The organism is Halomonas sp. HK25 (assembly GCF_047795635.1).
Taxonomy (GTDB): Bacteria; Pseudomonadota; Gammaproteobacteria; order Pseudomonadales; family Halomonadaceae; genus Halomonas.
Genome location: NZ_CP181044.1, coordinates 3118428 through 3130069, shown reverse-complemented (window position 1 = coordinate 3130069; position 11642 = coordinate 3118428). Strand labels below are relative to the sequence as shown.

Sequence of the window (11642 nt, the reverse complement as noted above, 5' to 3'; positions counted from 1 at the left end):
TCGGGTGGGTTACAGGCCCAGCAGCCTCATCAGCCAGCGGCGATAGGGCGGGTTGAGCAGCGAGACGGCGTTGCGTCGTGCCTGGGTGAAGACGCTGCGCTCCAGGCTGAAGCGCAGGAAGCCGGCCTCGCCCTGGTAGGCCCCCATCCCGCTCTCTCCCACGCCGCCGAAGGGCAGGGCGGGGACGGCGTTGTGCCACAGGGTGTCGTTGAAGACCACGCCGCCGGAGTGGGTCGTCTCGAGGATCTGCCGGCGCAGTCGGGCGTCGTCGGTAAAGGCGTAGAGCGCCAGCGGCCGCGGCCCGGCGTTGACGTGGTCGATGGCGGCGTCCAGGTCGCGCACCCCGAGGATCGGCAGCCAGGGCCCGAAGATCTCCTCCTGCATCAGGGTCAGCCCCTCGTTCGGGTCGATCACCAGGGTCGGCGGCAGCTTGGCCGCGCCGCCCGGCAGCTCGACTCGCTCGCCTAGGGCGATCACCCGGCAGCCGTGATCGCGGGCCTCCTCGAGCATCGTCTCGAGCCGCTCGCGCTGGCGGTCGCCCAGCACGGCGCTGTAGTCCTCGCTGGCGGTGCCCTCGGGGTAAAAGTTGCCCACTGTCTTGCGCATCGCCTCGATGAAGGCGCCGAGTCGTGAGGCCTCTATCAGCACATGGTCGGCGGCGATGCAGGTCTGGCCGGCATTGAGCCACTTGCCGAAGGCGATGCGCTCGGCGGCACGCGCCAGGTCGGCATCATGGCCGATGATGGCCGGTGTCTTGCCGCCCAGCTCCAGGGTGATGGGGGTCAGATTGGCGGCGGCCGCCCGGGCCACCTCCCGGCCCACCCGCGCACTGCCGGTGAACAGCAGATGGTCGAAGGGCAGCGCGGAGACGTCCCGGGCCGTCTCCACCCCGCCCAGCACCACGCAGAGCTCCTCGGCACTGAAGTAGCGCTCGGCGAGTCGTGCCATCAGCTCGCTGGTGGCGGGTGTATGCTCGCTGGGCTTGATCATCACCCGGTTGCCGGCGGCCAGGGCGTCCACCGCCGGCAGCCAGGCGAGGTTCCAGGGGTAGTTGGAGGGGGCGATGATGCCCACCACGCCCAGCGGCTGGCGATGGACCCTGGCCCGCCCCGGCTGCAGACGCCAGGGCACCGCCGCGCGCCTCGGACGCATCCATCGCTTGAGGTGGCGCCGGGCATGGCGCACCGCCTGGAGCACCGTGGTGACCTCCGCCAGGCGGCTCTCGGCCTCGGCACGATGGCCGAAGTCCTGGCTGATAGCCCGGGCGATCTCGTCGCGGTGGCGGCGGGTCAGGGTCGCCAGCCGGGCAAGGCGGTCGCGGCGGGTGGCCAGGCTGGGGAAGGGCTCGGCCGCGAAGGCGCGACGCTGGGCATCGAACTGTTCCTGCAGCTCGCGGACATCGGTCATTCACATCTCCGTGTGTCGATGAGGATGGAAGGGGGCGTCGGCACTCGGCACAATGTAGGCCTAATGCCAATGACTTGTCAGCTGCCGGAGCCGTCATGACCCAGCTTGTGCTGCGAGAACTGCCCGCCATCGAGGCGGTACCGGCTGCGGACTGGAACGCCCTGGTCGGCGACGACCATCCCTTCCTGCGCCACGAGTTCCTGTACGCCCTGGAGGCCAGCGGCTCGGTCAGCCCGGTCACCGGCTGGGTACCGCGCCACCTCACCCTGTGGCAGGGCGAGTTGCTGGTGGGGGTGATGCCCCATTACCACAAACACCACTCCTTCGGGGAGTACGTCTTCGACTGGAGCTGGGCCGACGCCTGGGAGCGGGCCGGCGGGCGCTACTACCCCAAAGGGCTCACGGCGATTCCCTACACGCCGGCGCCGGGGCCGCGGTTGGCGCTGGCGGAAGGTGTCGATCCCCTGGCGGCCCGGAAATTGCTGGCGACGGCCTGGGAGGGAGAGGCAACCGGGCTCTCCAGCTGGCACCTGCTGTTCGCCGAAGAGGCCGAGGTGGCCGCCTGGCAGGCGGCTTGCCCCCGCCTGTTGGCCCGGTACGGGGTGCAGTTCCAGTGGCGTGATGCCGGCTACGGTGACTTCGACGGTTTCCTGGCCGCCATGACCTCGAAGCGGCGCAAGGCAATCCGCCGTGAGCGGCGCATCGTCGCCGACCAGGGGCTGACCCTGCATCGCCTGGAGGGGGCGGCGATCGATGCCGCGGCACTTGCACACTTCTTTCGCTGCTACGAGATCACCTACCTGGAGCGCGGCCGCCACGGCTATCTCAACCTGGATTTCTTCCGGCGCCTGCTCGCCACCCTGCCGGAGACCCTGCTGCTGGTGCAGGCGCGGCTGGACGGCAAGCCGGTGGCCGCGGCGCTCTGCCTGCAGGGCGCGCGCACCCTTTACGGGCGCTACTGGGGCTGCGAGGTGATGGCCGACTGCCTGCACTTCGAGGCCTGCTACTATCAGGGCATCGAGCACTGTCTGGCTCGCGGGCTGGCCGTCTTCGACCCCGGCACCCAGGGCGAACACAAGCTGGCACGTGGCTTCGCGCCGCGTCTGCTCACTTCGCTGCACCATATCGCCGACCCTCGCCTGGGCGACGCCGTGGCGCGTTTCTGTGCCGAGGAGCGGGCGCAGGTACGCGGCTATTGTGCGGCCGCCGAACAGGCGCTGCCGTTCAGGACGTGAGCGGGCCCCGCGATGGTGGCATAATGCCTGCGTTTTCCCTTCGCGACGGATGTTGTTCATGCTCAAGTGGTTGGCCATCGTGCTGCTGGTCCTGCTCGCCCTGCTGCAGTATCGCCTGTGGCTGGGGGAGGGGGGCGTCCGCGACCTCGGCGAGGTGCGTGAGCGCGTGACGGCCCTCGAGGCAGCCAACAAGCCGCTGCGCGCCCGCAACGCCCGTCTGGGCGCCGAGGTGCTCGACCTCAAGACCGGCCTGGATGCCATCGAGGAGCGCGGGCGCAGCGACATCGGCATGGTGCGCGCCGACGAGTACTTCTTCTGGGTGCCCGGCGTTGCCGTGGAGGCGATGCCGGTGGTCAATCCGGCGCCGGCGGTCAGCCTGGAGACCGGTCGATGAGCGCGGCGCCCTGGCTGGTGGTACCCGCGGCCGGGCAGGGGCGGCGCATGGGGGCCGATCGCCCCAAGCAGTATCTGGAGATCGCCGGCCGCCCGGTGCTCGCTCACACCCTGGCGCGACTGCACGCGGCCTTTCCCGCGGCGCGGCTCTGCCTCTGTCTGGACCCCTTTGATGCCCGCTTCGATCCGGCCTGGGTGCCCTTCCCCGAGTGGCGGCGGGTGCCGGGCGGCGCCGAGCGGGTGGATTCCGTCACCCACGCCCTGGACGCCATCGCCTTCGAGGCGGCCGATGACGACCTGGTGCTGGTCCACGACGTGGCCCGCCCCTGCGTCACTGTGGCAGATCTGGTGCGGCTGCACGCCACCCTGGCCGACGACCCGGTGGGGGGGCTGCTTGCCGCGCCGGTGGCCGATACCATGAAGCGCGATGACGGTGCCGGACGGGTGGCGGCCACCGTGCCACGCGCCGGTCTCTGGCATGCGCTGACCCCTCAGGGCTTCCGCTATCGCCTGCTGCGCCGGGCGCTGGCGACGGCGGCCGGTGCTGGCGTGGTGGTCACCGACGAGGCCTCCGCGGTGGAAGCCCTGGGGTTCTCCCCTCGGCTGGTGAGCGGGCGTCGCGACAACCTCAAGATCACCCATCCCGAGGACCTGGCGCTGGCCGGCCAGATCCTGGCTGCCCAGCACCTGAGTGAGCCAGCCTCGGTCGAGACAGCGCCGGCGCCCGCGAGCGTCGGCGCAGGCAAAACGGAGAGATGATGCGCATTGGCCACGGCTTCGACGTCCACCGCTTCGGCGCGGGCGACCACCTGATGATCGGCGGCGTCGCCGTTCCCTTCGGCCACGGCTTCGTCGCTCACTCCGACGGTGACGTGCTGCTCCACGCGGTCAGCGACGCCCTGCTGGGCGCTTGTGCCCTGGGCGACATCGGCCGCCACTTCCCCGACACCGACCCGGCCTGGGAGGGCGCCGACAGCCGACGGTTGTTGCGCCACGTGGTGGGCCTTGTGCGCCAGGCCGGCTATCGGGTCGGCAACCTGGACGCCACCCTGATCGCCCAGGCGCCGAAGATGGCCCCACACATCGCCGCCATGGCCACCAATATCGCCGAGGATCTCGGCGTCGAGGGCGATGCGATCAACGTCAAGGCCACCACCACCGAGCGGCTCGGCTTCACCGGCCGCGGCGAGGGTATCGCCGCCGAGGCGGTGGTGCTGCTGCTGCCGGCCGGGCTGGTCGGTGAGCCTGAGAGCGTCGATGAGCGTGAGGCCGCCGGTGAGTGAGGGCGCCTCCCGGCTCGAGCCGGATACCATCGCCTGGCCGCCAAGCTGGCCGCGGGTGCTCGACGCCGAGTTCGGCCTGCCGCCCGCAGGGGAGTATCGTGCCTCCCCCGAGGACTTCCAGGTGGCCGAGGTGCTCGATTTCGCCCCTGAGGGAGAGGGTGAGCACCTCTGGCTGCATATCGAGAAGCGCGACCTGACCACCGCCATGGCGGTGCGCGAACTGGCCCGGCTGTGCGAGGTCCCGCCCCGCGACATCGGCTACTCCGGCATGAAGGATCGCGTCGCCGTCACCCGTCAGTGGCTCTCGGTGCAGTTGCCCGGGCGCGAGGCGCCTGCCGGCCTGAACGATGCCCTGGCGGCGTGCGGCGTCAGCGTGCTGGCCGAGGCGCGCCATCCGCGCAAGCTCAAGCGCGGCGTGCATCGCGCCAACCGCTTCCGGCTGCGCCTCACCGGCGCGGCGGTGGAGGCTCCCGCCTTGGAGGCGCGCTGGGCGCGGCTGATCGAGCAGGGCGTGGCCAACTATTTCGGCCCCCAGCGCTTCGGGCCCGACGGGCGCAACCTGCTGCGCGCCCGCTCGCTGCTGGCCCGCGGCTGGCGCAAGCGCGACGACCGCGACGGCATGCTGCTCTCGGCGGCGCGCAGCTTCCTGTTCAACGAGCTGCTGGCCGGGCGGGTTCAGGATTGCAGCTGGAACCGTCTGCTGCCCGGCGAGGTGGCGATCCTCGACGGCACGGCGAGCCAGTTCAGCGTGGAGGCGCCGGACGACGAGCTCTACGCGCGCACGGCACGGCTCGACCTGCACCCCAGCGGCGTGCTGTGGGGCGTGGGCGACTCGGTTGCCGGAACCGAGGCCCTGGCCCGGGAGGCGCAGCTGCCCAGCCGTTACCCGGCGCTGTGCACCGGGCTCGAGCGTGCCGGCGTGCGCCTGGCGCGGCGGCCCCTGCGCCTGCGGCTGGGCGAGTCGTGCCTGACCCGCGGCGAGAATGAGCTGTGGCTCGCCTTCAGCCTGCCGCGGGGCGCCTTTGCCACCGCCGTGCTGCGCGAGCTGATCGCCCACCCCACCCTGTGAAGGAGTCTGGCATGCGCCGACTACTGCTCTCCAACGATGACGGCGTGCATGCCCCGGGCCTGCGCGCCCTGCACGACGCCCTGGTGCCCCACGCACGGCTGCGCGTGGTGGCTCCGGACCGCGACAAGAGCGGGGCCAGCAACTCCCTGACCCTGAGCCGACCGCTGTCGCTGACCGATATGGACAACGGCTTCTACAGCGTCGACGGCACCCCGGCGGACTGCGTCTACCTGGGGGTCAACGGGCTCTGGGACGAGAAGCCTGACCTCGTGATCTCGGGTATCAACCACGGCGGCAACCTGGGCGACGATGTGCTCTACTCCGGCACCGTGGCCGCCGCCATGGAGGGGCGCAACCTGGGCATGGCGGCCATCGCCATGTCGCTGGTCGGCTCGCGGCACTTCGACACCGCAGGAAGGGTGGCGGCAAGCCTGGTGGGCGCCGCCGACCAGCTCTCGTTGCCGCCGCGCAGCCTGCTCAACGTCAACGTGCCGGACCTGCCCTGGGACGAGATCGAGGGCTTTCGGGTCACGCGAATGGGCTATCGCGGCCCGGCGACCCGGCCCCTCGAGGTGCGCGACCCCCGCGGCCGGGTGCGTTGGTGGATCGCCGCCGCCGGCGAGAACGCCGACGACGGCGCCGATACCGATTTCGCGGCCGTCGAGGCGGGCTACGTTTCCATCACTCCGCTGCAGACCGATCTGACCCGGCATGCAGCGATCAGTGACGTACAGGGCTGGTTGGATGCACTCACCTGAGCGACTGCCGGAGCTGGTGCGTGGAGTGGGCATGACCTCCCAGCGCACCCGAGATCGCATGGTGGCCAGGCTGGCCAATCAAGGCATCCGCGAGCCCCGCGTGCTGGCCACCATGGCCGCCGAGCCGCGCCACCTGTTCCTGGACGAGGCGCTGGCCCATCGCGCCTACGAGGACACCTCGCTACCCATCGGTCACGGCCAGACGCTCTCCCAGCCGTGGATGGTGGCCAGGATGACCGAGCTGGTGCTGGAGGCCGCGCCCACCCGGGTGCTGGAGATCGGGACCGGCTCGGGCTACCAGACCCTGGTCCTGGCGCGGCTGGTGCCGGAACTCTGCTCCATCGAGCGGATCAGTGCTCTGCACCGCCGTGCCACCGAGCGTCTGCGCCTGCTCGGGGCACATGCCGCGCGGTTGCGCCTGGCCGATGGCGGCCACGGCTGGCCAGAGGCAGCCCCCTTCGATGTCATCCTGCTGACCGCCTGTGCTGGTGAGCTGCCCGCCCCGCTGCTGGCCCAGTTGGCCGACGGCGGGGTGTTGATCACGCCGCTGGCCGATGCCCGGGGGCGCCAGTGGCTGACCCGGGTGCAACGCCAGGGCGATACCTATGAACAACAGCGTCTGGAGTCGGTGCGCTTCGTGCCGCTGCTGGAAGGCGTCATTCGTTGAAAGGAGTTCGTGCTTGAAGCGTTATTCAGGAATCTTTCTCAGGGGCGCCGGCATGGGGGCCGCCGATGCGGTACCGGGTGTCTCGGGCGGTACCATCGCCTTCGTCACCGGTATCTACGAGGAGCTGATCCACACCATCAAGCAGTTCGGGCCCAGCGCCTTCGTGGCCTGGCGCCGCGGCGGGATGCCGATGCTGATGGCTCACCTCAACCTGGGCTTCGTGGTGCCGCTGTTGGCCGGCATCGCGTCCAGTCTGATCAGCGTGGCCCATCTGGTGGTGTGGCTGATGGACGATCACCCGCTGCTGCTCAATGGCTTCTTCTTCGGCCTGGTGGTGGCCTCGGTCCTGGTGGTGGGGCGCCAACCTGCCGACTGGAAATGGTGGCACCTGCTGCCGCTGGTGGGGGGGCTGCTGCTGGCGCACTTCCTGCCTTCTCTGATGCCGCTGATCCTGATGATCGGCAGCCCACAGTTGATACTGGTAGTGGGCGGCGCCATCGCCATCAGCGCGCTGCTGCTACCTGGGGTCTCCGGCAGCTTCCTGCTGCTGACCATGGGGCTCTATGGCACCGTGATGCAGGGTATTCGCAGCTTCGACCTGGGGCTGATCGCCGTCTTCGGGGTGGGCTGCCTGATCGGCCTGTTCTTCTTCTCTCGCCTGCTTTCCTGGCTGCTGCTCCGCCATCATGCGGCGACCATGCAACTGTTGGTGGGCTTCATCGTGGGATCGCTGCCGTTACTCTGGCCGTGGCGCGAACTGGTACGCTATCAGCTCGGCCCCGAGGGGCAGATGATCCCACTGGACTATCGCTATCTCACCCCGGGCGACTTCGCCCTGCTCACCGGCGAACCGGCTCAGCTGCCGGCGGTGGTCGCGCTGATGCTGGCCGGTCTGGCCCTGGTGCTGCTGCTGGATCGCACCAGCCGACGGCCGGCCGCCGCGAGCACGCCCAAGGGGGCGAACAAGGAGGATGCTTCCGATGCGTAAGGCAATGATGATTTCCGCTCTGACCCTGGCCATGGCCGGCTGTGCCGCCCAGCAGGGGCAGGCGCCGCAGGTGCAGGTGCGCGACCTGTCCGCGAGCCGCGAGCGCACACCGACCTCCCAGTACACCGTGGAGGGGGGCGATACCCTCTACGGCATCGCCTGGCGCCACAACATGGACCACCGCGACCTGGCACGCATCAACCGCATCGGCCCTCCCTACCAGATCCAGCCGGGCCAGCGCCTGGTGCTGGATCCGGATGGCCAGGCGCCGGCACGCGATGAGGGCACCACTGCCGTGGCCAGCGGTTCCGGCGTGGTGGCGACGCCTTTGGGCGGCGGTCAGCCGACCAGCGAGGACGCCGGCAGCATGGAATGGCTGCTCCCCGATGGCACCACCGAACAGGGGCGCCGGCTCTCCGCCCAGCCGCTGGACGAGGTGGACGGCCCGACCCAGGTGGCCATGGAGGGGGCCGTGGAAGCCGCCGGCGGCACCGCGGGTCCCGGCCCCGTCTATGACTATGACAGCCCCGGCGCCGACGGCGACCTTAGTGCGCGTGACCTGGCCGAGCGCAGTACCGCCGAGCGTGAGCCGGAACCGGAAACCCGCGAGGCGACCCCTGAGGTGGCGGCGACCGAGCCGGAACCTAGCCCCCAGCCGGAGCCGGAGCCGGAGCCGGCACCCCAGCCCGCGCCCGCAGCACAGCCCGAGCAGGATGCTGGCACCGTCGTGGCCGGCGGCAGTCCGGCCCCGGACCGCAGTTCTCGCAGCTACACCCCGGTCGATGAAGTCAGCTGGCGGTGGCCCGTTGACGGCGATATCGTCGGCCGTTTCGGCGAGGGTGGAAGCATCACGGCCGGCATTGATATCGCCGGGCAAAAGGGGCAACCTGTCAGAGCCGCTGGTCCGGGGATCGTCGTCTACGCGGGCAGCGGGGTACGGGGCTACGGCAACCTGATCCTGCTCAAGCATAACGACGAATACCTGAGCGCCTATGCCCACAACGATTCCCTGCGAGTGCGCGAGAACGATGTGGTCGAGGCCGGAGAGGTCATCGCGACCATGGGCGACAGCGACGCCGAGGACGTGCGACTGCACTTCGAGGTGCGCAAGAACGGCCAGCCGCAGGATCCCCTGAACTACCTGCCGTCTCGCTGATGCGCCCTATGGCCCCGTTGGCCAGCGCAGCTGCGGGGTGTCACACAATAATAATCAGGCGGGCCGATGCTCTTGTCAGGCATCGGTGCCAGGACGCAACTACGGGGTAGCCATTGATGAGCATGCTTGAACGGGACCTTCAGGGTGTGAATCTCGACACGCTCGAGGAGAAGGACGACGGCGTCGTGGATGACGCTTCCGACGAACTGGACGACGACAGCGACGACACCGACACCCGCCGTGACGATGAGGAAGCCTTCGAGAAGGCCTTGAGTCGAGAGGATCGCTACAGCAACCACAGCCTCGATGCCACGCAGATCTATCTCAACGAGATCGGCTTTTCGCCGCTGCTGACGCCCGAAGAGGAGGTCTTCTTCGGCCGCCTGGCCCGCAAGGGGGATCCCGCGGGGCGTTCTCGGATGATCGAGTCCAACCTGCGCCTGGTGGTCAAGATCGCCAGGCGCTATCTCAACCGGGGTCTGTCGCTGCTCGACCTGATCGAGGAGGGCAACCTCGGCCTGATCCGCGCGGTGGAGAAGTTCGATCCCGAGCGAGGCTTCCGCTTCTCCACCTACGCCACCTGGTGGATCCGCCAGACCATCGAGCGGGCGCTGATGAACCAGACCCGCACCATTCGCTTGCCCATTCACGTGGTCAAGGAGCTCAACATCTACCTGCGGGCGGCCCGCGAGCTGACTCAGAAGCTCGATCACGAGGCCACCGCCGAGGAGATCGCCGAGCACCTCGACAAGCCGGTAGAAGCGGTCAAGAAGATGATGGGTCTCAACGAGCGCATCTCCTCGGTGGACTATCCGGTAGGCGGCGACAGCGACAAGCCGCTGATCGAGACCCTGGCCGACGACAACGACCTGGGCCCCGAGTCCTCGCTGCTCGACGGCGATATCAAGCAGCACGTCGACGAGTGGCTCTCCGAACTCACCGAGAAGCAGATGGAGGTGGTGGTCAGGCGCTTCGGCCTGCGCGGTCACGAAGCGGCGACCCTGGAGCAGGTGGGCGAGGAGATCGGCCTGACCCGTGAGCGGGTTCGCCAGATCCAGGTCGAGGCGCTCAAGAAGTTGCGCCGAGTGCTCGACAAGCAGGGGCTCTCACTGGATTCGATCTTCGCCTAAGTCGTTGCGTAGACCCCTTCCTAGGTCGCCCTTGCCGTTTTTCTGCATGCTGCTGCGTCAGTGTGCAGAGCTTGGCCCCGTAAAGGAACCGCAAGCCGATGCATCGCCCGACTCCCCCTCGCCTGGTTTCCCGGCCGCTGGTCCTTCTCGTGGGGCTGGCCGTGGCAGGCACCGCTCAGGCCACCGACCTCTGGACCGTCGCCCGCGACGCCCTCGACAACGACGCCACCCTGGCAGCCGCCCGCTCGGGCTTCTCCGTCGTGGAGGCGGGGCGCGACGTGCAGCGCGGCACCCTGTTGCCTCAGGTCAGCGCCGGCGGCAGCCTGACCCACAGCCGCACCTACGAGAGCCAGTCGGGCGGCACGATTCAGCCCGGGCAGTTGCCGCGCGATGAGGATGGCGACGTCAACAGCCTCGGGCTGAACCTGGAGGCCAGCCAGGCGCTCTACGACCCGGCGCTGCTCGCCCAGCTCGACCGGGCCGAACGCCAGGTCGACCGCGAGGCGTTATCCTTGGCGGTATCGGAGCAGCAGCTGCTGCTGGAGGTGGCCGAGGCCTACTTCGAGATCCTGCGCGCCCACGATATCCTCTCGGCGCGGCGCTCCCAGGAGACCGCCATCGAGCGCCAGCTGGAGCAGGCCCGCGAGCGCTTCGAGGTGGGGTTGATCGCCATCACCGAGGTTCACGAGGCCCAGGCCTCCTTCGACCTGGCCCGTGCCCAGCGTATCGCCGCCGAGAGCGCCATGCAGGTCAGCTTCGAGGCTCTGGAGCGCCTCACCGGTCAGCGCTACGAGAGCATCGACGTCCTCGCCGAGGAGATCCCCGTCGTGCCGCCGGAGCCCGTTGACCGTGGCGACTGGGTCTCGCTCGCCATGGACAACAGCCCCATGCTGAAGATGGCCGAGTCGGGCATCGAGGTGGCGCGCAGCGAACTCGACGTCTCCCGTGCCGGTCAGCTGCCCCGGGTCGAGGCCTTCGCCAGCTACGATGTCTCGGACAATGACCGCAGCGGCGTCTCCGGTTACAACTCCGGCAGCCAGCTCGGCCTGCGCGCCAGCATGCCGCTCTATACCGGGGGCAGCACCCAGGCGCAGATTCGCCAGAGCGGTTTCGCCCTGGAGGTCTCACAGTATGACTTCGAGGCCCAGCGCCGAGATACCATCCAGCAGGTGCGGTCGCTGTTCACCCGGGTGAGCAACGACGTGGAAACGGTGGAGGCCCGCGCCCAGGCCATCGTTTCCAACCGCAGCGCCCTGGAGGCGACCCGCTCCGGCTACGAGGTGGGCACCCGCAACATCGTCGATGTGCTTAACGCCGAGCGTAACCTGTTCAACGCCATCGCCGACCACGCCGAGGCGCGTTATGACTACGTGCTCGGCCTGCTGCGCTTGCAGCAGCAGGCGGGTCTGCTCGACGCCGCATCCATCCAGGCCGTCAATGCGTGGCTGCGCAGCGAGGGCGCGGTGTCGCTGGAACTGCCGGCTGCGGGCAACGATGACCCGGTGATGAATATCGGCGAGCGGCCACGTTCACCATCCTGACGATTAACTGCTAAT

General features: G+C 69.3%; 12 protein-coding genes. 11 read left to right on the top strand and 1 reads right to left on the bottom strand.

The annotated features are described in order from the left end of the window. Positions 1-9 precede the first annotated feature (9 nt). A complete protein-coding gene (locus tag ACM26W_RS14765) occupies positions 10-1407 on the bottom strand; it encodes a coniferyl aldehyde dehydrogenase (RefSeq protein WP_416137731.1) in 1398 nt (465 codons plus the stop codon). A gap of 95 nt (positions 1408-1502) precedes the next feature. On the opposite strand from ACM26W_RS14765, the gene ACM26W_RS14760 reads away from it, so the two are divergent. The 11 genes from ACM26W_RS14760 (at position 1503) to ACM26W_RS14710 (ending at position 11627) form a co-directional block, all read left to right on the top strand. Further along, positions 1503-2642 carry a GNAT family N-acetyltransferase gene (locus ACM26W_RS14760; protein WP_416137730.1) on the top strand — a complete coding sequence of 380 codons (1140 nt, stop codon included), beginning with the start codon at positions 1503-1505 and terminating at the stop codon, positions 2640-2642. 58 nt (positions 2643-2700) lie between these two features. After that, complete coding sequence (ftsB, locus tag ACM26W_RS14755) at positions 2701-3036, top strand: cell division protein FtsB (RefSeq protein ID WP_416137729.1); 336 nt, start codon at positions 2701-2703, stop codon at positions 3034-3036. Then, entirely contained in the window at positions 3033-3794 is a 762-nt protein-coding gene (ispD, locus tag ACM26W_RS14750) for a 2-C-methyl-D-erythritol 4-phosphate cytidylyltransferase (RefSeq protein WP_416137728.1), read from the top strand. Before ftsB ends, ispD begins: the two co-directional genes overlap by 4 nt. Next, entirely contained in the window at positions 3794-4318 is a 525-nt protein-coding gene (ispF, locus tag ACM26W_RS14745) for a 2-C-methyl-D-erythritol 2,4-cyclodiphosphate synthase (RefSeq protein WP_416140903.1), read from the top strand. The genes ispD and ispF overlap by 1 nt, the downstream gene beginning before the upstream one ends. Next, positions 4293-5387, top strand: coding sequence for a tRNA pseudouridine(13) synthase TruD (gene truD, locus ACM26W_RS14740; protein ID WP_416137727.1), 1095 nt, complete (start codon positions 4293-4295; stop codon positions 5385-5387). The genes ispF and truD overlap by 26 nt, the downstream gene beginning before the upstream one ends. Positions 5388-5398: 11 nt before the next feature. Further along, positions 5399-6145 (top strand): 5'/3'-nucleotidase SurE, encoded by a 747-nt coding sequence (gene surE, locus ACM26W_RS14735; protein ID WP_416137726.1) that lies wholly within the window; start codon positions 5399-5401, stop codon positions 6143-6145. After that, the gene (locus tag ACM26W_RS14730; protein ID WP_416137725.1) at positions 6132-6812 is read left to right on the top strand and encodes a protein-L-isoaspartate(D-aspartate) O-methyltransferase; all 681 of its coding nucleotides are present in this window, start codon (positions 6132-6134) and stop codon (positions 6810-6812) included. The genes surE and ACM26W_RS14730 overlap by 14 nt, the downstream gene beginning before the upstream one ends. Positions 6813-6825: 13 nt before the next feature. Next, on the top strand, positions 6826-7800 hold the full coding sequence (locus ACM26W_RS14725) for a DUF368 domain-containing protein (RefSeq protein ID WP_416137724.1): 975 nt from the start codon (positions 6826-6828) through the stop codon (positions 7798-7800). After that, a complete protein-coding gene (locus ACM26W_RS14720; RefSeq protein WP_416137723.1) occupies positions 7793-8956 on the top strand; it encodes a peptidoglycan DD-metalloendopeptidase family protein in 1164 nt (387 codons plus the stop codon). The genes ACM26W_RS14725 and ACM26W_RS14720 overlap by 8 nt, the downstream gene beginning before the upstream one ends. A 122-nt stretch (positions 8957-9078) precedes the next feature. Then, positions 9079-10086 (top strand): RNA polymerase sigma factor RpoS, encoded by a 1008-nt coding sequence (gene rpoS, locus ACM26W_RS14715; RefSeq protein WP_416140902.1) that lies wholly within the window; start codon positions 9079-9081, stop codon positions 10084-10086. 98 nt (positions 10087-10184) lie between these two features. After that, complete coding sequence (locus ACM26W_RS14710) at positions 10185-11627, top strand: TolC family outer membrane protein (protein ID WP_416137722.1); 1443 nt, start codon at positions 10185-10187, stop codon at positions 11625-11627. Positions 11628-11642: the final 15 nt, after the last annotated feature.

What these genes read in the sequence shown, in the direction of transcription:
- ACM26W_RS14765 (WP_416137731.1), bottom strand. Translation starts at nt 1,407, where the DNA reads ATGACCGATGTCCGCGAGCTGCAGGAACAGTTCGATGCCCAGCGTCGC.
- ACM26W_RS14760 (WP_416137730.1), top strand. Translation starts at nt 1,503, where the DNA reads ATGACCCAGCTTGTGCTGCGAGAACTGCCCGCCATCGAGGCGGTACCG.
- ftsB (WP_416137729.1), top strand. Translation starts at nt 2,701, where the DNA reads ATGCTCAAGTGGTTGGCCATCGTGCTGCTGGTCCTGCTCGCCCTGCTG.
- ispD (WP_416137728.1), top strand. Translation starts at nt 3,033, where the DNA reads ATGAGCGCGGCGCCCTGGCTGGTGGTACCCGCGGCCGGGCAGGGGCGG.
- ispF (WP_416140903.1), top strand. Translation starts at nt 3,794, where the DNA reads ATGCGCATTGGCCACGGCTTCGACGTCCACCGCTTCGGCGCGGGCGAC.
- truD (WP_416137727.1), top strand. Translation starts at nt 4,293, where the DNA reads ATGAGCGTGAGGCCGCCGGTGAGTGAGGGCGCCTCCCGGCTCGAGCCG.
- surE (WP_416137726.1), top strand. Translation starts at nt 5,399, where the DNA reads ATGCGCCGACTACTGCTCTCCAACGATGACGGCGTGCATGCCCCGGGC.
- ACM26W_RS14730 (WP_416137725.1), top strand. Translation starts at nt 6,132, where the DNA reads ATGCACTCACCTGAGCGACTGCCGGAGCTGGTGCGTGGAGTGGGCATG.
- ACM26W_RS14720 (WP_416137723.1), top strand. Translation starts at nt 7,793, where the DNA reads ATGCGTAAGGCAATGATGATTTCCGCTCTGACCCTGGCCATGGCCGGC.
- rpoS (WP_416140902.1), top strand. Translation starts at nt 9,079, where the DNA reads ATGCTTGAACGGGACCTTCAGGGTGTGAATCTCGACACGCTCGAGGAG.
- ACM26W_RS14710 (WP_416137722.1), top strand. Translation starts at nt 10,185, where the DNA reads ATGCATCGCCCGACTCCCCCTCGCCTGGTTTCCCGGCCGCTGGTCCTT.